The organism is Plebeiibacterium sediminum (genome assembly GCF_026013605.1).
Lineage (GTDB): Bacteria > Bacteroidota > Bacteroidia > Bacteroidales > Marinilabiliaceae > Saccharicrinis > Saccharicrinis sediminus.
On sequence record NZ_JAPDPJ010000414.1, the window covers coordinates 1 to 316 of the forward strand.

The following is a 316-nucleotide window of genomic DNA, read 5'->3' on the forward strand; positions in this document are numbered from 1 at the left end:
TTTTGAACATGAAAACGATCAATAACCGTAGTATGCTTAGGGAAACATTTCGTGGCAATTAAATTCATGCTATTAGCCATATCTAATGTCACTTCTTTAACCATCCGACGTTGCTCTTGCGTAAACTTTTCTTTAACGATTTTAATAATATCGTCAGCTTGTGTTCCCTTGAAAATGCCGACAATCGAACCTTTCTTTCCTTTTTTTGCCTTGTTCGTAAAGATGGTATACAATTCGCCATTGGACATGGCTGTTTCATCTATAGATAGAGCATAGCCAATATTTTTAGGAAATACTAAGTAATCTTCAGCATGTG

1 protein-coding gene is annotated in these 316 nt (G+C 35.4%); it reads right to left on the bottom strand.

The features are described 5' to 3' along the window. Window positions 1-316, bottom strand: a 316-nt coding sequence (locus OM075_RS26010; RefSeq protein ID WP_301193442.1) for a transposase, incomplete at both ends; no start/stop codon positions are given.